This window comes from Micromonospora saelicesensis (assembly GCF_900091575.1).
Lineage (GTDB): Bacteria > Actinomycetota > Actinomycetes > Mycobacteriales > Micromonosporaceae > Micromonospora > Micromonospora saelicesensis.
The window spans coordinates 517,654-535,114 of the sequence record NZ_FMCR01000002.1 but is presented as its reverse complement, the minus strand read 5'-3'; the positions used below and the strand labels follow the sequence as shown (position 1 = coordinate 535,114).

Sequence of the window (17,461 nt, the reverse complement as noted above, 5' to 3'; positions counted from 1 at the left end):
TTCGCTCACGAGGGTTATACCTGTGAGTCATATTTATGCCTCAGAGGTATATCGCTCTCCGGGGCGATACACCTCTGATGCAGCCCGCGCGATTGCAACCCGGCCAGCAACGACTTGCCCGCAGCGGGCCGCTAGCGGTGGGGGCCACCAGCGGCGCCAGCATCGACGCGATCGTCGCGGCGGTCGGGGTCCTGGCGGCGGCCGGGGTCGTCGCGGCGGGCGGGGTCCTGGCGGCACGCGGGGTCCTGGCGGCGGCCGGGGTCGAGGCGGCCGATCAGGTCGTCGAGCTGACTCAGCAGGTCGGCGGCCGGTGGCACATCCGGGTTGCTGCTCTCCGCGGCGCCCAGCCCCGCGCTGTCGAGCCCCGCGCCGTCGAGCCCCGCGCTGCCGAGCCCCGTGCTGCCGAGGCCCGCGATGCCCAGTTCGGCGATGCTGGCTCGGACTCGTTCGTCCAGGCGGGCGTGCTCGCGGCGGCCACGAGCGGTCAGGTACGCCCGGATGCGTCGGCGGTCGATCGGATCGATCCGGCGGAAGACGAGGTTGCGGTCGACGAGCTGGTCGACCAGCTTGGTGAGGGTGCCCGGTGGCAGCGACGCCTCGACGGACACCTCGCTCATCGGGTGACCCTGGCCGTCGGCGAGCAGGCAGAGCACACGCCATGCCTCGATGCTGATCGCGTCGTCGGCCAGAACGGCGCCCAGGCGGCGGGAGAGCAGCCGTTCGGCGCGGGTGAGCGAGCGCAGCAGGTCGGCTGGCGCCCCGGGCACGTCTGACATGAAACTCCCTGGTCCGGTGGCCCTGTCATGGTAGCGAGTCGTCCCGGTCAGTGGTGAGTGCTGGTCTTCCGTCCTGGGCCGGACAATCATGTGCTCATGTCCGCGCCGGCACCGCCGTGGCTGACCGTCGACCGTGCCGTGGTCAGCATCGCGTTGGTCTACCCGATGCGCGGGCCGGCCGGCATGTTCGGCCCCACCTGCGAGCTCTGCGCGCAGCTCGCGGTCGAGGAGATCAATCGGTGCGGTGGCGTGCTGGGCCGGGAGGTTCGGCTGGTGCCGGTCGACGGTGGCGCACCGCCGGCCGAGGTGGCGGCCGAGGTCGAGGCGTTGGTGTCGGTGGGGGCCGTGCAGGGGGTGACGGGGTGGCACATCTCCTCGGTGCGCCAGGCGTTGGCGCCCCGCGTCGCGCACCGGGTGCCGTACGTCTACACCGCACTCTACGAGGGCGGCGAACGCACCGAAGGGGTCTTCCTGACCAGCGAGACGCCGGATGCTCAACTGTGGCCCGCGATGCGGCTGCTCGCCGGGGAGCAGGGCGTGCGCCGCTGGTTCGTGGTGGGAAACGACTACGTGTGGCCGCGCCGTACGTCGCGGGCGGCCCAGCGGTACGCGCTGCGCGGCGGTGGGCAGGTGGTGGGCCGGCACTTCCTGCCGTTGGAGGCGCACGACTTCACCGAGGTCCTGCGCCGCATCGAGCACAGTGACGCCGACGCGGTGTTGATGCTGCTGGTCGGCGCCGACGCCGTGCGGTTCAACCGCGCGTTCGCCCGATCCGGCCTGGATCAGCGCTGCCTACGGCTGAGCACCCTGATGGACGAGAACATGCTGTTGGCCAGCGGCGTCGGCGCGACCCGGAGGCTGTACAGCACGGCGGGTTTCTTCGCTGGGCTGGTCACCCAGGAGAATCTCGACTTCCACGGCGAGTTCGCGCGGCGTTTCGGGGTGGAGGCGCCGCCGCTGGGCAGCCTGGGGGAGTCCTGCTACGAGGGCGTCATGCTGCTCGCCGCGCTGATCGGCCAGGCCCGCACCCTGGACGTGCGGGCCATCGAGACTGCCGCCGACACGGTCGCCTACCAGGGGCCGCGTGGGCGGTTGCGGCTGCGTCAGCGGCACGTCCGGCAGCGCATCTACCTGGCCGAGGCCGACGGGCTCGACTTCACAGTGCTCGCCCAGCTCTGAACCGGGCACTGCCAGTCGGCCCACCAGACCCTTGACAGCGCCACCCGACACCGTCCTAAGATGCTTCCTGCGTGAAGTATCTGGCCACGGGGTCAGGTCTCGCCATTGTGTGCCCACCGTCGGCGGATTCTTCCGTCGACCATTGTGGTGGCACTTATTCTGCGTCTTTCCCAACGGCCGACACCGTTTCCTCCCCAACGGTGTCGGCCGTCTTTTGTGCGCGCCTCGACGGTCCCTCGGAAACAGTCAATTAAGGACCGGGAAACACCCACGCAATCATGCCGGTCGACGCTTTCGGTGCCCATATCCGATCCGGTGCCCTGCGCGGCGTCCACCCGTCGACCTTGGCATCGCCCACGTCAGCTCCATCGGACCGCACCGACCGTCCTTACGCCACTTGAGTGCACCGCAGGGAGAGTAGATGTCAATATTCCGGGGCCGCCGCATCCTGGCGGGTGCCATGACCCTGGTCGCCGCGGCCGCGATGACCGCGTGTGGCAGCAAGACCACCGACGAGGGTGGCGCGACCGGCGTGACCGCCGACGTCTCCGGCGACACCGTGAAGGTGGGCCTGCTCAACTCGCTCTCCGGGACCATGGCGATCAGCGAGGTCACCGTCCGCGACTCCATCATGCTCGCCGTCGAGGAGATCAACGCGGCCGGTGGTGTCCTCGGCAAGAAGATCCAGCCGGTCGGTGAGGACGGCGCCTCGGACTGGCCCACCTTCGCGGAGAAGGCCGAGAAGCTCATCTCCGAGGACCGGGTGGCCGCCGTCTTCGGCTGTTGGACGTCGGCAAGTCGCAAGGCGGTCAAGCCGGTGTTCGAGAAGAACAAGGCGTTGCTGTTCTACCCGGTGCAGTACGAGGGACTTGAGCAGTCGCCCTACATCTTCTACACCGGAGCGACGACGAACCAGCAGATCGTTCCCGGGCTGGACTACCTCAAGTCGCAGGGCGCCAAATCGGTCTATCTGGTCGGTAGCGACTACGTCTTTCCGCGGACCGCCAACAAAATCATCAAGGCGTACGCAGCGGCGAACGGGATGACAGTGCTGGGTGAGGATTACGCGCCGCTGGGCTCCACCGAGTTCGGCACCATCGTCAACAAGGTCAAGTCGTCCGGCGCGGACGCGGTTTTCAACACGCTCAACGGTGACAGCAATGTGGCCTTCTTCAAGGAGTACAAGTCCGCGGGCCTGAGCGCCGCCGCGATGCCGGTGGTGTCGGTGTCGATCGCCGAGGAAGAGGTCAAGGGCATCGGCACCCAGTACCTGGAGGGCCAGTTGACGGCCTGGAACTACTACCAGACCACCCCGGGCGCGGCGAACTCGAAGTTCGTGGCCGCGTACAAGGCGAAGTACGGCGCGGACAAGCCGACCAGCGATCCGATGGAGGCCGCGTACGTCGGCGTGCACCTGTGGAAGGCGATGGTCGAGAAGGCCGGTGCCTTCGACGTGGAGAAGGTCCGCTCCGCCTCGGACGGGATCACCTTCGACGCGCCGGAGGGTCTGGTCACCGTCGACGGCAAGACCCAGCACATCGCCAAGACCGCCCGGATCGGCAAGATCGGCGCGGACGGCCTGATCACCGAGGTGTGGAACTCCGGCAAGCCAGTCGCGCCGGACCCGTACCTCAAGACCTACCCGTGGGCGAGCGGCCTGAGCTGACGACGCCGGCCCGGGCGGAACGCGTTGCCGCGCGCTCCGCCCGGGCCACCCGACCAGCAGTTCGGAGTACCCACCGTGACAGTCCTCTTCGGTCAACTCTTCACCGGCATCAGCATCGGCGCGGTGCTGCTGCTCATCGCGCTCGGCCTCGCGCTGACCTTCGGCCAGATGAACGTGATCAACATGGCGCACGGTGAGTTCATCATGGCCGGCGCGTACACCACCTACGTGCTGCAACAGAGCATCACCGGCGCGGGCCTGTCGCTGGTGGTCGCGCTGCCGGTGGCGTTCGTGGTCGCCGGCACCATGGGTGTCCTGCTGGAGGTGCTGCTCATCCGCCGGCTCTACGCCCGGCCACTGGACACCCTGCTGGTCACCTGGGGTGTCTCACTGATCTTGCAGCAGCTGGCCCGGGACATCTTCGGCAGCCCGAACGTGCAGACCCGCGCGCCCGAGCTGCTCACCGGCAACGTGGCGCTGCCCGGCGGGCTGACCATCGCCAACAACCGGCTGTTCATCCTGGCCCTGGCGCTGGCCGCCGTCGCGGCGCTCACCCTGGCGCTACGACTCACCCCGCTCGGGCGCCGTATCCGCGCGGTGGTGCAGAACCGCGACCTCGCCGCCGTGTCCGGCATCGCCACGTCCAGGGTCGACCGGACGACCTTCTTCCTCGGCTCCGGCCTGGCCGGGCTCGCCGGGGTGGCCCTCACCCTGCTCGGCCCGATCGGCCCGACCATGGGCACCAACCTGATCATCGACGCCTTCCTGGTCGTCGTGGTCGGCGGGATCGGCCAGCTCAAGGGCAGCGTGATCGTCGCCTTCGCCCTCGGCGTGCTCCAGGCCACCGGGGAGTACCTCACCACCCTCAGCGTCGCCAAGGTGATCGTGTTCGTGGCGATCGTCGCGTTCCTCCAGTGGCGGCCACAGGGCCTGTTCACCCTGCGGACCAGGAGCCTCGCATGACCGCCGTCACCCCCGCGCCACCCAGCACCGCCGTCCGCCCGGCGCCTGCCGGCGCCGTACCACCGGGTCGGCCCGCCGGCCGCTCGCGGCTACGGACGCTGGCCGGCTTCGCCTTCGGCGCGGCGCTGCTGTTCGCCGTCGCTCCGCTGGTGTTGTCGGACTTCCGGCTGGCGTTGCTCGCCAAGTACCTCTGCGTCGCCATGGTCGCTGTCGGCATCGGGATCGCCTGGGGCCGGGGTGGGATGCTCACCCTGGGCCAGGGCGTCTTCTTCGGCCTCGGCGGCTACGCGATGGCCATGCACCTCAAGCTCGCCGCCGCGGGCCCGGGTGGGATGCCCGACTTCATGCAGCTGTACGGGCAACTCGACGAGCTGCCGCTGTGGTGGCGGCCGTTCGCCAGCCCGTGGTTCGCGTTGCCCGCGACGGTGCTGCTGCCGATGGCGGTCGCCTTCGGGCTCGGCTCGCTGGTGTTCCGTCGCCGGGTCCGCGGCGCGTACTTCGCCATCCTCAGTCAGGCGCTCGCCGCCGCGATGGTGATCCTGCTGATCGGCCAGCAGGGCACCACGGGCGGCACCAACGGGCTCACCGACATCAAGGGCTTCTTCGGCTACGACCTGTACGATCCGGTCAACCAGCGGATGGTGTACTTCATCATCGCCGGGACGCTGCTGGCGTTGCTCGCGCTGACCCGTCAGCTCATCCACAGCCGTTACGGCGAGCTGCTGGTGGCGGTCCGCGACGGTGAGGAACGGGTCCGCTTCCTGGGCTACGACCCGGCGTCGGTCAAGCTGGTGGCGTACGTGGTGGCGGCGGGCATGGCCGGGCTGGCCGGTGCGCTGTTCGTGCCGGCGGTGGGCATCATCTCGCCCGCGCTGATCGGCATCGTCCCGTCGATCGAGTTCGTCATCGGCGTCGCGGTGGGCGGCCGGGCGACACTGCTCGGGCCGGTGCTCGGCGCGGTGGCGGTGGCCTGGGCGCGTACCGCGCTCTCCGAGCGTTTTCCGGGCACCTGGACGTACCTTCAGGGGTTGCTCTTCGTGGTCGTGGTGGCGTTCCTTCCCGGCGGCCTGGCGTCGCTGTGGGCCTTGGCCCGCCGCCGCGACGTCGCCGCGCAGCCGCTGTGGCGCGGGCGGTTGTCGCTGGGCCGACGACGCGCCGAGCGGACGGAGGTGCCGGCGGCATGAGCGGCGAGCGGTTGGACGGGTTGTCCGTCCGTGACGTGCGGGTCAGCTTCGACGGTTTCACCGCAGTGGACGGCGTCTCGTTGGAGGTGCCCGCCGGTGACATCCGGTTCCTGATCGGGCCGAACGGCGCCGGCAAGACCACACTGGTCGACGCGATCACCGGTCTGGTCCGGGCCACCGGCTCGGTCCGGTTCGGTGACGAGGAACTGCTCGGCCGGCCGGTGCACCGGATCAGCCGGCTCGGCATCGGGCGGACCTTCCAGACCTCGACGGTCTTCGAGGAGCTGTCGGTGTTGCAGAACCTCGACATCGCGGCGGGCGCCCGGCGTAGCTGGGCGACGCTGGTCCGCCGCCGCCGAGGTGTGCCCGACGAGATCGCCGCAGCGCTGGAGACCATCGGTCTGGCCGAGCGGGCCGCGGACCTCGCCGGGACGCTCGCGCACGGTCAGAAGCAGTGGCTGGAGATCGGCATGCTGCTCGTGCAGGACGCGCGACTGCTGCTGCTGGACGAGCCGGTCGCCGGAATGAGCCACGAGGAACGCGACGCCACCGGCGCTCTGTTGGAGTTGGTGAGCCGGGATCGCACTGTCGTCGTGATCGAGCACGACATGGACTTCCTGCGTCGGTTCGCGCGTAGCGTCACAGTGCTGCACGGCGGTCGCGTGCTCAGTGAGGGCACTGTGGCGCAGGTCCAGGCGGACCCGCGCGTGCAGGAGGTCTACCTTGGTCACCCGGTTGACGCCGGGTCGGCCCGCACCGGCCTGGAGGCATGATGCTGACGCTGCGCGGGGTGCACGCCGGGTACGGGCGTTCCCGGGTGCTGCACGGGGTTGATCTGGCGGTCCCGCCCGACGGGGTGGCTGCCGTGCTCGGGCACAACGGTGCCGGCAAGAGCACCCTGCTGCGGGTCGCGGCGGGGCTGCTGCGCCCGAGTGCCGGCACCGTCGAGTTGAACGGCGAGGACGTCACCCGCGCCGGGCCGCACGAGCGGGTGGCGCGGGGGATGGCGTACGTCCCGCAGGGTCAGCAGTGCTTTCCGCACCTGACCGCGGCGGAGAACCTGCGGCTGGTCGCCGACGGTCGGCGCGACGGGGCGGTGGCAACGGCGGAGGTGCTCGATCTGTTTCCGGCGTTGCGCCCGTTGCTGCGGCGTCGGGCCGGGCTGCTCTCCGGCGGTCAGCGCCAGCAGTTGGCCATCGCCCGCGCCCTGATCACCCGGCCGCGGCTGCTGATGCTCGACGAGCCGACCGAGGGCATCCAGCCGTCGGTGGTCGCGGAGATCCAGGAGCGGATCGTCGAGTTGACCCGGCAGTCCGGGTTCAGCGTGCTCCTCGTCGAGCAGCACCTGGGCTTCGCGCTGCGGGTGGCGGACCGCTACCACGTGCTGGAGTCCGGTCGGGTCACCTCGCACGGCGACGGGGGTGTCACGGCGGAACGGGAGGTCCGGGCGGCCCTGGCGGTCTGATCGGCGCGGCGTCGGTCAGGTCCTCGGCGCGGGCCCGGTCGAGTCGCGGACGACCAGCAGGTGCCCGGTGGGGCGGCGGCGAGGGCGTGCCGTGCGTGGCTTGAGCGCGAGGGTGAGTGCCGTGCGGCCCATCTCGGTCATCGGCAGGCGGATGGTGGTGAGGCTGGGTGCGAGGTCGGCCGCCACGGAGACGTCGTCGAAGCCGACCACCGACATCCGCGTGGGCACCGGCACACGGCGGGACCGCAGCGTCGACAACACGCCCATGGCCATCGCGTCGTTGAGCGCGATGATCGCCGTCGTCTCGGGATGGTCGTTGAGGATCTGCTCGGCGGCGGCGCGTCCGCCGCCGCGGGTGAAGTCGCTGTGCACGACGGCGAGGTCGGCGGGGGACCGCCCGCGCTCCCGCAGGGCCGACGACACTCCGGCCAGCCGGTCGGCGACGGTGGTGAGGCCGGCGCTGCCGGCGGCGACCGCGATCCGCCGGTGGCCGAGGTCCATCAGGTGCTGGGCGAGCGCGTGGCCGCCGGCCTCGTTGTCCGGCAGGACGGCGTCGACGCCGAGCGCGTGCCGTCCGATGGCGGCGGCCCGTCCGCCGTGGTCCTGGAACGCGGCCAGCTCGGCGCGCGCCGCGCTCTCCATCCGTGGGTCGTCGTAGCCGGAGCCGCTGATCAGGACGATGCCGACCCGCTGGGCGATCAGGTGGCGCAGCTGTTGCAGCTCGTAGTCGGGGTCGCGGCCGGACTGGCAGATCTGCACCAGCAACCCCTGCTCGGAGGCGAGCTGGATGACCCCGGCGGCGATCTCGGAGAAGTACGGGTCGTCGACCTGGTGGACGATCAACCCGACCGTTGAGGTGGCCCCGCTGGCCAGGGTGCGGGCGTACGGATTGGCCACGTAGCCCAGCTCACGGGCTACCTGCCGGATCCGGTCGGCCACCTCGGTGCTGACCCCCTCACGGCCGGCGAGGGCGCGGGAGGCGGTCGCCAGCGAGACGGCGGCGTGTTCGGCGACGTCCACGAGGCGCGGCCGCTGGCTGGCCCTGGGCATCCGCAACCCTCCGAAACCATTCATGCCACCCGATCTGTTGCGAGTGGCATCGATCGAAGCCTAGGGTACGTAAGCGCTTACGTAAGCGCTTACGTGACCGGCATCCGGCATGCCGCGAAACGAGGTGACAGCCATGTCCAGGGCCCGACGAGCGGCCGTCTCCCTCCTGGCGATCGGCGCACTGACCGGCGCCAGCGCGCCACCGGCGCAGGCGGATCGGAGCATGTCGTCCGACGTCCACCCGGCGCTGCGCGCGCACCTGGTCGCCGCGTACGACTTCGACCACCCGGTGCCCGGCGACCCCGCACTGGAACGCGACCAGGGGCGTTCCCGTACCGAGATCGAGCTGATCAACGGCGGCACCGCCATGCGGGTGCCGGACCGCGCCTACCGGGGCAGCCGCAACGCGGTGCAGACCCGGCAGGTCGCCCCCGCCGTCGCCGGCAACGACGACTGGAAGGCCGGCACCTGGTCGGCCAGCGGGGTACGGACGCTGCGTGCCTTCAGCGCCACCGCCGGCACCACAGTCATGGGCTGGTTCAAGCTGAACATGGACAGCCCGCTACCCAACTCCACCACCGCCGACCCGGACGACAGGTACAACGCGATCGGCCTGGCCGGAGTGCTGACCGGCGACTCCGACGGCCACGGTGTCCGTGCCCTGCTGGAGCTGATCGACGTCGACGGGGAGTTGCGTCTCGTCGCGCTCGGCCGGCGGCTCGACGGCGGCAACTCACAGACCTTCGCCGCCACCCGGGACTGGCGCGAGCTGCTGCCGGTGGGGGAGTGGGTGCACCTGGCCGCCACCTTCGACTTCAACACCGGCGCGCTTGGCCTCTACCGCAACGGCGAACCGGTGGACGGCTTCTACACCCGCGCCGACGACCCGTGGCTGGTGTCCGGGCCGGGCCCGCACGTGACCACCGCGTCCGACCCCCGGGGCATCAAGATCGGCGGCAGCTTTCCCCAGGACACCCTGGAACGCAACCCGTGCGACTGCCGGATGGACGGCCTGATGTTCCTCGACAGTGTGGTCTCCGCGAAAGACGTGCGGAGGCAGTACCGCCACCTTGCCCGCTGACCACCCTCGGCACCGTCCCACCGAGAAGGAGACACGCGTGCGCACCCTGCACCGCCGCGCCGGCACCGTCCGCCGGCCCACAGTGAGGGCCGGCCTCACCGCCCTCGTGCTGATCCTGTCCACACTGGTCGCCACGCCCGCGCGCGCCGACGCGGTCTACGACCCGATCCCCGAGATGCCGGTCCAGTCCCGACTGGGGCTGGTCCTCAGCGAGTACGCCAGCTTCCCGCAGTCGTACCCCACGCCCGCGCCGACCGACGCGCGGCTCATGCGTACCGCGCGGATCAACACCATCATGGAGGTGCCCGACGGCTCCGGCCGGCGGGCGGTGCCCGACCTCAACGGCAGCCTCTACCTGGTCGAGGGTGGCGTGCCGCACGTCTACCTGGACGTGGCCGCGACGTTCGCGCCGCGGTTCTTCTCCGGTCGTGGGCTCGGCCAGGGCTTCGGGTACGTCGCGTTCCACCCGGAGTTCGGGGTGAACGGCCGGTTCTACACCATCCACACCGAGTTGGCGTCGACGACGACCGCCGTTCCGGACTACGCCCAGCCCAACACGCTCTTCCACGGTGTCATCACCGAGTGGACGGCGACGGATCCGGCCGCCGCCACCTTCGCCGGTACACACCGGGAAGTGCTGCGCATCGGCTTCGGCGGCCAGGTACACGGCATCCAGGAGATCAACTTCAACCCGACGGCCAAGCGCCACGACCGCGACTACGGCCTGCTGTACCTCGCCGTCGGCGACGGTGGCCAGGGCGCGCGCAACACCGACCCGCAGAACCTTGCCCTGCCGCACGGCAAGCTGCTGCGGATCGACCCCCGGGGCACCAACTCCGCCAACGGGCGCTACGGCATCCCGGCCGGGAACCCGTTCGTCGGCCGGGCCGGCGCGCTCGGCGAGCTCTACGCCGTGGGTTTCCGGGACCCGCACCGGTTCAGCTGGGACCGCGCGACCGGCCGGATGTACCTCGGGCACATCGGTGAACACGCCGTCGAGGCCATCTACGAGGTCCGCGCCGGGGACAACTTCGGCTGGAGCGAGCGCGAGGGCTCCTTCGTCTTCGACAAGGCGGCCACGAACCCCTGCGACCGGCTGCTCCCGTTGCCCGCCGACGACGACAGGTACGGCTACACCTACCCGGTCGCCGCGTACGACCACGACCCCGCCGCCGGATGGAACTGCACCGACGACGTCGGTGTCGCGGTGGCCGGCGGCTTCGTCTACCGGGGGCGGGCGCTGCCCGCGCTGCGCGGGAAGTACGTCTTCGGCGACCTGGTCGACGGCCGGGTGCTCTACACCGAGGCCAATGAAATGCGCCGGGGCCGAGGGCTGGCCACGATCCACCAGCTCGCGCTCTTCGACGCGGCGGGCACCCCGGTCCGGATGCGCGACCTGTCCGCGCCGGGCGCGCCCGGTGACCCCAACCGGGTGGACCTGCGCTTCGGCACCGACGCCGCCGGTGAGCTCTACGTCGTCGCGAAGGCCAACGGAAAGGTCTGGAAGGTGACCGGCACCAGGGAGTTCGCCAGCGGTGACGTCGGGGACGTCACAGTCCGCCGCACCGCCGGAGCCGCGAACTGGGCGCCGGTGACGCCGGCGAAGTGGCAGTTCACAGGCGACCAGGTCATCCTGGCCGAGGCCGGCGAGAGCCGGCCGGGCCCGCGCCGGCCCTTCGAGTACGCCGTGCTGACCAACGGCCCGGCGTGGTCGTCGGTGCAGGTCGACGCCCAGGTACGACTCGACACACCGGTGGAGGTCACCAACCGGGACGTGATCATCGTCTTCGGCTGGCGCTCAGACACCGAGTTCTACTACGCCCACCTCTCCACCGACAACACGATCTATCCGCACAACGGCATCTTCAAGGTGGACAACGCCGACCGGGAGCGCATCGACCACCAGTGGAACGGCCGCTCCCGAGGCGCCAACCCGGCGATCACCGATGCCAGATGGCACCGCGTCCGGGTGGTGCACCTGCCGGCCACCGGCGAGATCGCCGTCTACGTCGACGGGCATCGCGACCCGCTGCTGACCGCGAAGGACACCACGTTCGGCTCGGGACGGGTCGGCTTCGGCTCGTTCGACAACGTGGGCCGACTGCGCAACCTGACCGTCACCGGCACACCGACCTGAACCGGGGGCGCGGTGGGGACGGCGACGCTCGCGTCGCCGTCCCCACCGGCTCATCCGTCGACCTGCCCCGGCGGGGCAGGTCCGGTTCGTAGAATTCCTGGCATGCCGGAGATCGTCGAGTTGCTGGCCTCGCCCGTGCACCGCTTCCTGGGCCGGCCCGCCGACGGCCCGGCCCCGGCCCCGCCCGGTGAGCTGGTCGACGCCGTCCGGATCCGGGCCGGCCTCGGCATCGTCGGCGACCGGTACTTCGGCCAGCAGGCACACCGCGACGCCAGCGTCACCGTCATCGCCCAGGAGTCGCTGCCGGTCGGCATCGGCCTGGCCGAGGTGCGGCGCAACATCCTCACCACCGGGATTGCGGTGGACGAGTTGATCGGCAGAGTGCTGGTGCTGGACTCCGGCGACGGCCCGGTCAGCCTGCGGGTCAACCGGGCGGCCCGACCGTGCGCCTGGATGGACGTCACCGTCGGCCCGGGAACGTGGAAGGCGCTGCGCACCACCGGAGGCATCCGCTGCACGCCCCTCAACGACGGCACCCTGCGCGTCGGTGCGATCGAGGCCGTCGTGAGCTGAGGAAAGGGCTCGACGTCAGCACTCCCGGACCGGCATGGTGTGCACCGGACAACGGCCGGCTGGGCGGTCGGCGCAACGCTCGGGGGAGGCGGCGGCAGTGGAGCACACGCTGACGGATCAGCTGGTCGACGACCACACGATCTTGCAGGTGGTCGTCGGTTCCCGCGCGTTCGGGCTGTCCGGCGCGGCCTCGGACACCGACCGCCGTGGGGTGTACGCCCTGCCGGCCTCGGCGTTCTGGGGGCTGCGGAAGCCTGCGCGCCACCACGACGGGCCGCTCGACGAGCAGGTGCGGTGGGAGGTGGAGCGGGTCTGCACGCTCGGGTTGGCGGCGAATCCCACGGTCCTGGAGGTGCTGCACTCTCCGCTGGTCGAGACGTGCACCCCGCTGGGCGTGGAACTCCGGGCGCTCACGCCGGCCTTCCTGTCCCGACGGGTGGCCGACACCTACCTGCGGTACGCCACCGCCCAGTTCGGAAAGGCCGAGCGCGGGATCGCCCGCACCGGCGTTCCGGCGTGGCGGCACGTCATGCACCTGATCCGACTGCTGACCGCCGGGGGTGACCTGGTCCGTACCGGGCGCCTGGTGCTGGACGTGGGCGCGGACCGGGACCGTCTGCTGGCGGTCAAGGCGGGCGAGGTGCCCTGGGCCGAGATCGTCGCCTGGCGCGACCGGCTGGTGAGCCGGATGACCGCGGACCTGGCCACCAGCCCGTTACCCGACCAGCCCGACGAGGCAAGGGTCGAGCAGTGGTTGATCTCGGTCCGGGAACGCTCCGTGCGGTGCTCCGCGTGACGGCCTGGAAGGCCGCGGGTCTGCCGGTCGGCGTCGACCTGACCGCCGTCGTCGCCGAGCAGCCGCACCCGCTGGTGTTCGCCACCGTCTCCGGCGCCCACCTGTACGGGTTCCCGTCCACCGACTCGGACGTCGACCTGCGCGGCGCGCATCTGCTTCCGGTCGAGGACCTGATCGGGCTGGCGCAGCCGACCGAGACCCGTACGGTCATGACCGACCGCGACGGCGTGGAGCTGGACCTGGTCACCCACGACCTGCGCAAGTTCGTGCGGCTGATGCTGCGGCGCAACGGCTACGTGCTCGAACAGCTGCTGTCACCGCTGGTGGTGCACACCACGACGGTGCACGCCGCGTTGGTCGAGCTGGCACCGCTGGTGCTGACCCGGCACCACGCGCACCACTACCGCGGCTTCGCCGCCACCCAGCGGCGGCTGTTCGACACGACCGGCGAGCTGAAACCACTGCTCTACGCCTTCCGGGCGCTGCTCACCGGCGTGCACCTGATGCGCACCGGCCGGATGCTGGCACACCTGCCGAGCCTGCTGCTCGCTGAGGCGGCGCCGGCGTACCTTCCTGAGCTGATCGCGGCGAAGCGGTCCGCCGAACACGGTGGGTTGGACGGCCTGGTCGCGGGCCCGGTCCTCGGCCGGGACCTGGCCGAGCTGGCGTCGCGACTCGACGAGGCGCAGCACGACAGCCGGCTGCCGGAGCAACCCGCCGGGTCGGCTCAGCTCGACGAGCTGGTGGTAACGGCCCGGCTGGCGGATTCGGCGAGGTGACGCTCTGGCGAGCTGGTGCGTGGTAGAACCAAACCGCGCATCGGCTCGCAGGTCTCCGGGCAGCCGGGGGCAATGCCGGACGGGACCTCATCCGAACGGAGGTGGTGCGTTGAACCTCGAGCTGCGGCAGCTCATCGAGGAACTGCGGGCTGAGCTGGCCGATCTGCCGGACAGCCTGGCCTACGCCGAGTTCGGCGAGGGGGCCGCCATCGACGCCGTACCGGCGGGGCTCCCGGCCGACCTGCGGGACCTCCTGCTGGTGGCCGACGGGCTGCGGGCGGGTCGGGTCGAGCTGGCGTCCTCGTCGACCCTCGCGGGAATTCAGTACCACCTGGACTACGCGCCGGACTTCTCGTCCATCCCGCAGGACCGGGCGGGCTGGCTGGTGGTCGGCGTTCGCAGTGACGAGCCGATCTTCATGGACCGTGGCACGGGAGCGATCTGGTACTTCCCACCCACCGGCACCGAGTGGTTCATGTCCGACGCGTTCGAGGAGCTCGCCCCCGACGTCGAATCCTTCGTGGACTACTACCTGCTCGGGCCGGGCTACGCCGACCTGACCCCCGCCGACGACCGGTGGTTCGCGTTCCTCGACGAGCAGGGTCTGCTCGACGAGGACGACGAGGACGGCAGCTGAGTCAGACCGGGCTGATGTGTGCGGCCAGGACCCGCCAGCCGTGCGGGTCGTCGTGGACCCAGGTCCGGGTGTAGCGCAGCCGCGCAGCGAACGGCGCCCCCTCGAAGACCCCGGACACCCGGCCCAGGAAGAACGTCACCCCCGTCGCACCGACGACGAGCAGGTCCAGCTCCTCCTCCACCAACTCCTCGACGACCGAGCGGCGGTCCCGGTGGGCGGCCAGGTCATCCTGCTTGCTGTGGGTACGCCCGTCCGGGCCGATGGCGATCAGCTGGTCGACCAGCAGCTGATCGAGGGCGGCGACATCGCCGGCCCGTTGGGCGGCCTGCAGGGTGCGCTCGGCGTCGAGCAGCTCGGCCTCGCGTGCGCTGTCCGGCATCGTGGCGTCCTCCCGTTCGGGTCCGACCCGGTGCCACCGTCGGCCCGGGCTGTCCGCATTGTGGCAGGCAACCTGGCCCGGGCGGGTGGGGATCGCCGCCGACGTTCACAGACTCAGACGAATCCGTACGACGGTCTCCCCGGGGCTGGTGAGCACCGCGACCTCGTCACAGATCTGCTCCACGATCGCCAGCCCGCGACCCCGTACCGAGTCGGCGGCCGGCATGCTCCGGCCGAACACCCGCGTCGGACCCTGGTCGACCACGTCGCAGAACAGCTGACCCGGCTCGGCCCAGAGCCGTACCCAGCCGCCGCCGGTGGTGTGCTGCAACGTGTTGGTGGCCAGCTCGCTGACTGCCAGCGTCAACAGCTCCACCCGCTCGGCCGACAGACCGCGGGCCAGTGCCCCGGCGCTGACGAACGCGCGCAGCGCTCGTATGTCGGTCGCGACCTGATACGCCATGGTGTCCGCGGCGTGGGTGGCGACACTCTGCTCGGCCACGGTCTCCCGTCGCTCGCCCAACATCAGCCCACCCGGTGCGGCTGCCCGGCCAGCGGTACCGCGTTCCGCGCGGGTGCCGTGGACGTGCGAGCCTCGAAGTGCGCCATCGGGCAGCCGGAACCCTTCTCGTAGCGACAGCTGTTGCCGCCACATCATGTCACCCACTGCCCTCTTGCCTGTCTCGTCCGTTCGGCGGTTGATCACCTGCGGGCGGACCTGACCAGCCTCGCCGCTGAGCAACGGAACTCGGCGTCAGGGGCGGATGTCCAGGGCGCCGATGAGCCCGTCGCGCAGCGTGAACCGGTACCGCAGCTCGATCGGGCTGCCGGGGAAGTCGCCGGACACCCGGGTGATCGCCAGGTACGAGTCGCCCGCCTGCGACGTGACCCGGATCGGCTCCGCGGTGTACGAGTAGGCGTCCATCGTCTTCTGCCGCCAGGCGCGGATCGAGGCCCGCCCGTCGTACAGCTTGTCCTCGTCGGCGACGCTCGCGGTGTCCGCGAAGCAGGCGACGAAGGCGTCCAGGTCCCGGTCGTTGACGGCCTGGAAGTAGCGGTCGATCACGTCGGGCAGGTCGACGGCCATCTGCTCCTCCTGCGGCACGGGCCGCCGTCGGGCAGCCGTCGGGTTCCCGGTCCGACCTCACCGTACGAGAAGCGGACGGCACCGCGCGGAGCAACCAGCAGAACCATCCCGCTGCCGCTGCCGGGTTTGCTGCCGGTGGGCCCGGGTAGCCACGCGTTTCCGAAAGTGAAGGGCGGGGGGATGGCCGAGCTGGCGTTCGTCGACAAGGTTGCGGCACGGGCGGGTCTCCCGCCGGAGCAGGCGCGCTCGCTCGCCGAGGCGGTCCTGCGGACTCTCACCGAGCGGCTCAGCGGTGGGGAGGCGGGCGCTCTGGCCCCCCACCTGGCCGACGAGCTGAGCCCGCTGCTGGTCAAGGCAGCGGAGCCGCCGGAAGCGTTCGGCTACGACGAGTTCCTGCGCCGGGTGGCCGACCGCGCCGGGATCGACCGTCCGGCCGCCGAGCGGGGCACCCGCGCGGTGCTCCAGACGATGCACCGGGTGGTCGGGCACCGGGAGTTCGAGGACGCCCTGGCCCAACTCCCGGCGGACCTGCGGGCACTGGCGCAGCCGCTGCCGCACGGCCCGTGACCGACGCCCCCACCGCTGGACGCCTCGGGCGTCGGTGACCGTTCGGTCCCTGGTGCGCCGCCACGACACCGGATCTACTGTGCGTTACCGATCGAACGCGCAGTGGTGGTGGTCCCGCGCCCGCCCGCCGGGTCGTCGCCGCTCCGATCCGAGGAGCGTCCCCCTTGGCGTCCATGGTGTCCCCGCGTCCCCTGCTGACCGCAGCGACGACCGTCGTCGCGCTGATCACCCTCGCTCCCGCTCCCGCCGCGGCGTCCCCGCCCAGCTATCGGATCGTCGACCTCGGCACCCTGAGCGGAGGTGACGGCGCTGCCACGGCGATGAACGACCGCGGCGACATCGTCGGCTGGAGCACCGTCGCCAGCGGCGCCCGGCACGCCGTGCTCTGGCGCCACGGTGTCATCACCGACCTGGGCGTGCTGCCGGGCGACACGGACTCCAGTGCCGTTGACGTCAACGAGTTCGGTGACGTGGCGATCACCTCCTTCGGCTCGGACTACCTGACCCGCGCCGTGCTCTGGCGCAACGGTCAGCTCCACGACCTGGGCACCCTGGGTGGGGCGAACAGCGTGGCGATCGGCGTCAACGACCGGCGGCAGGTGCTCGGCACCAGTGAACCGGCAGGCGACATGCCGCACCGCTTCCTGTGGCGCAACGGGGTCTTCACCGACCTGGGTCGGGAGTACTTCTACGAGTTCACCACCGACTTCAACAACGCGGGCGACGTGGTGGGCGGGTTCAACGTGCCGCCGCAGGACTACCCGTGCACCTGCGTCGGTGGCCGGTTGCGCGACGGGGTGCTCACCCAGATTGGCAGTGAGGCCCTCGGGGTCAACAACCGGGGTCAGGTGGTGGGCGCGGCGAACGGGCGGGCGTTCCGCTGGCAGAACGGGACACTGACCGACCTCGGCACGCTGGGTGGCGACTGGAGCCGCGCCACCGCGATCAACGACCGGGGTGAGGTGGTGGGCCAGAGCACCACCATCGCCGCGTGGCACCCGTTCCTCTGGCGCAACGGGGTGATGACCGACCTGACCACCCGGGGCGTGTGGGAGACCGACTCGATCGAGGACATCAACATCCGGGGCCAACTCGTCGGCGCCCGGGGGAACCGGCCGGTGCTGTTCCGCTGAGCGGCGGTCC

The 17,461-nt window shown here is 71.1% G+C and carries 19 protein-coding genes; 14 read left to right on the top strand and 5 right to left on the bottom strand.

The window, feature by feature from the left end; genetic code table 11:
- Positions 1 to 131: 131 nt before the first annotated feature.
- The gene (locus tag GA0070561_RS34170) at positions 132 to 776 is read right to left on the bottom strand and encodes a MarR family winged helix-turn-helix transcriptional regulator (RefSeq protein ID WP_244166142.1); all 645 of its coding nucleotides are present in this window, start codon (positions 774 to 776) and stop codon (positions 132 to 134) included.
- A 96-nt stretch (positions 777 to 872) separates the two neighbouring features.
- Between GA0070561_RS34170 and GA0070561_RS10400 the strand changes: the two genes are divergently transcribed.
- From GA0070561_RS10400 to urtE, 6 genes are all read left to right on the top strand, one after another.
- Positions 873 to 1,955, top strand: a complete 1,083-nt coding sequence (locus GA0070561_RS10400) for a substrate-binding domain-containing protein (RefSeq protein ID WP_091398909.1) — start codon at positions 873 to 875, stop codon at positions 1,953 to 1,955.
- A 421-nt stretch (positions 1,956 to 2,376) separates the two neighbouring features.
- Positions 2,377 to 3,621 (top strand): urea ABC transporter substrate-binding protein, encoded by a 1,245-nt coding sequence (gene urtA, locus GA0070561_RS10395; protein ID WP_091398904.1) that lies wholly within the window; start codon positions 2,377 to 2,379, stop codon positions 3,619 to 3,621.
- 75 nt (positions 3,622 to 3,696) lie between these two features.
- Entirely contained in the window at positions 3,697 to 4,584 is an 888-nt protein-coding gene (gene urtB, locus GA0070561_RS10390) for an urea ABC transporter permease subunit UrtB (protein WP_091398903.1), read from the top strand.
- The gene (gene urtC, locus GA0070561_RS10385) at positions 4,581 to 5,768 is read left to right on the top strand and encodes an urea ABC transporter permease subunit UrtC (RefSeq protein ID WP_091398901.1); all 1,188 of its coding nucleotides are present in this window, start codon (positions 4,581 to 4,583) and stop codon (positions 5,766 to 5,768) included. The genes urtB and urtC overlap by 4 nt, the downstream gene beginning before the upstream one ends.
- On the top strand, positions 5,765 to 6,541 hold the full coding sequence (gene urtD / locus GA0070561_RS10380) for an urea ABC transporter ATP-binding protein UrtD (RefSeq protein WP_091398898.1): 777 nt from the start codon (positions 5,765 to 5,767) through the stop codon (positions 6,539 to 6,541). Before urtC ends, urtD begins: the two co-directional genes overlap by 4 nt.
- Positions 6,541 to 7,233 (top strand): urea ABC transporter ATP-binding subunit UrtE, encoded by a 693-nt coding sequence (urtE, locus tag GA0070561_RS10375; RefSeq protein ID WP_091398895.1) that lies wholly within the window; start codon positions 6,541 to 6,543, stop codon positions 7,231 to 7,233. Before urtD ends, urtE begins: the two co-directional genes overlap by 1 nt.
- Positions 7,234 to 7,248: 15 nt before the next feature.
- Here the strand turns inward: urtE and GA0070561_RS10370 are convergent, their stop codons facing one another.
- On the bottom strand, positions 7,249 to 8,283 hold the full coding sequence (locus GA0070561_RS10370) for a LacI family DNA-binding transcriptional regulator (protein WP_091398892.1): 1,035 nt from the start codon (positions 8,281 to 8,283) through the stop codon (positions 7,249 to 7,251).
- Between the two features lie 133 nt (positions 8,284 to 8,416).
- Here GA0070561_RS10370 and GA0070561_RS10365 point away from each other — a divergent pair, with 133 nt between their 5' ends.
- The 6 genes from GA0070561_RS10365 to GA0070561_RS10340 all read left to right on the top strand — a co-directional run bounded on the left by GA0070561_RS10365 (position 8,417) and on the right by GA0070561_RS10340 (position 14,286).
- A complete protein-coding gene (locus tag GA0070561_RS10365) occupies positions 8,417 to 9,364 on the top strand; it encodes a LamG-like jellyroll fold domain-containing protein (protein ID WP_208603730.1) in 948 nt (315 codons plus the stop codon).
- Between the two features lie 37 nt (positions 9,365 to 9,401).
- Positions 9,402 to 11,501, top strand: a complete 2,100-nt coding sequence (locus tag GA0070561_RS10360; RefSeq protein ID WP_091398887.1) for a PQQ-dependent sugar dehydrogenase — start codon at positions 9,402 to 9,404, stop codon at positions 11,499 to 11,501.
- Between the two features lie 102 nt (positions 11,502 to 11,603).
- Positions 11,604 to 12,074, top strand: coding sequence for a molybdenum cofactor biosysynthesis protein (locus GA0070561_RS10355; RefSeq protein ID WP_091398886.1), 471 nt, complete (start codon positions 11,604 to 11,606; stop codon positions 12,072 to 12,074).
- Positions 12,075 to 12,171: 97 nt separating this feature from the next.
- The gene (locus GA0070561_RS10350; protein WP_244166141.1) at positions 12,172 to 12,870 is read left to right on the top strand and encodes a nucleotidyltransferase domain-containing protein; all 699 of its coding nucleotides are present in this window, start codon (positions 12,172 to 12,174) and stop codon (positions 12,868 to 12,870) included.
- Positions 12,871 to 12,890: 20 nt separating this feature from the next.
- Positions 12,891 to 13,649 (top strand): nucleotidyltransferase domain-containing protein, encoded by a 759-nt coding sequence (locus tag GA0070561_RS10345; RefSeq protein WP_244166197.1) that lies wholly within the window; start codon positions 12,891 to 12,893, stop codon positions 13,647 to 13,649.
- 109 nt (positions 13,650 to 13,758) lie between these two features.
- Positions 13,759 to 14,286: an SUKH-4 family immunity protein gene (locus tag GA0070561_RS10340; RefSeq protein WP_091398884.1), complete on the top strand. Its 528-nt coding sequence runs from the start codon at positions 13,759 to 13,761 to the stop codon at positions 14,284 to 14,286.
- Between the two features lies 1 nt (position 14,287).
- On the opposite strand, the gene GA0070561_RS10335 is transcribed toward GA0070561_RS10340, so the two are convergent.
- The 3 genes from GA0070561_RS10335 to GA0070561_RS10325 form a co-directional block, all read right to left on the bottom strand.
- Entirely contained in the window at positions 14,288 to 14,665 is a 378-nt protein-coding gene (locus tag GA0070561_RS10335; RefSeq protein ID WP_091398883.1) for a nuclear transport factor 2 family protein, read from the bottom strand.
- A 105-nt stretch (positions 14,666 to 14,770) separates the two neighbouring features.
- Positions 14,771 to 15,190 carry an ATP-binding protein gene (locus GA0070561_RS10330; protein ID WP_091398881.1) on the bottom strand — a complete coding sequence of 140 codons (420 nt, stop codon included), beginning with the start codon at positions 15,188 to 15,190 and terminating at the stop codon, positions 14,771 to 14,773.
- A gap of 228 nt (positions 15,191 to 15,418) precedes the next feature.
- Positions 15,419 to 15,751, bottom strand: a complete 333-nt coding sequence (locus GA0070561_RS10325; protein ID WP_141710349.1) for a nuclear transport factor 2 family protein — start codon at positions 15,749 to 15,751, stop codon at positions 15,419 to 15,421.
- A gap of 180 nt (positions 15,752 to 15,931) precedes the next feature.
- Between GA0070561_RS10325 and GA0070561_RS10320 the strand changes: the two genes are divergently transcribed.
- Positions 15,932 to 16,318: a DUF2267 domain-containing protein gene (locus GA0070561_RS10320; RefSeq protein WP_091398877.1), complete on the top strand. Its 387-nt coding sequence runs from the start codon at positions 15,932 to 15,934 to the stop codon at positions 16,316 to 16,318.
- A gap of 173 nt (positions 16,319 to 16,491) precedes the next feature.
- A complete protein-coding gene (locus tag GA0070561_RS10315; protein ID WP_091398875.1) occupies positions 16,492 to 17,451 on the top strand; it encodes a hypothetical protein in 960 nt (319 codons plus the stop codon).
- Positions 17,452 to 17,461 lie beyond the last annotated feature (10 nt).